We start from the raw sequence: 761 nt of genomic DNA on the forward strand, positions 1-761 counted from the left end.
MAACGGTATTATATTTTAACGTTTAAAAAATTTAAAGCAAAAGTATAATCTTACACAAAATTAGTTTTCAAATTGTCATATTGATGATTTTTTTTATTTCATCAAGATTTWTCTATAGTATTTGCATTAAAATTAATCTCATGAATTTTTGGGCAAGAATTTATAGCATCCCATTCAAATTTTTCACTTTTAAATATAATTGATTTTCTTGGACTATATCCTGCTTCTTCAATTCTTTTACAATAAACTTTACTATCAATAATAGTTGTTAATTTATTTTTAAATGGAATAATATTAAAATCTTTTCCAAATATTAAACCTTTATTACTTAATTTAATAATTCCTAATGCTGTGATTTTAGCATTATCAGCATTAGAAACTAATGACATATAACTTTGTCCATTTTTCATTTTCAATTCTTCAAGTGCTAAAATATTTTCTTTTAAATATTTTTCATTAACTTTTAATTCATATTTAACAATTGCACCTTTAATATATTGTTTTAGTTCATTTGCCATATTATTTGTCTCCTTTATTTATTTTGAATTTAATACCTTTAATACCAATTACTTTATTTTCTGTATTTGTATCTCATTGTGCTTTAATTGTGTTTTTAACTAACTTTTCATCAACAATTAAATATTTAATTAGTTGTATTAATTCATATTGATTAGCATTTTCTACAAAATCATCATCAATTCCAATTACTTCAATATCTTTTACCAATAATTTATCTTTAATAATATTAATACCAACTTTTT

The 761-nt window shown here is 20.3% G+C and carries 2 protein-coding genes; both read right to left on the reverse strand.

Features of this window, described 5'->3' with window-relative positions; all coding sequences use genetic code 4:
- Window positions 1-50: 50 nt before the first annotated feature.
- A complete protein-coding gene (locus tag EHV01_RS06190) occupies window positions 51-518 on the reverse strand; it encodes a hypothetical protein (RefSeq protein WP_422066698.1) in 468 nt (155 codons plus the stop codon).
- 1 nt (window position 519) lies between these two features.
- The coding region (locus tag EHV01_RS06195) for a hypothetical protein (RefSeq protein ID WP_422066699.1) at window positions 520-761 on the reverse strand (242 nt) is incomplete at its 5' end.

This window comes from Spiroplasma sp. hy2, from assembly GCF_044714365.1.
GTDB classification, from domain to species: domain Bacteria; phylum Bacillota_I; class Bacilli_A; order Mycoplasmatales; family Mycoplasmataceae; genus Spiroplasma; species Spiroplasma phoeniceum.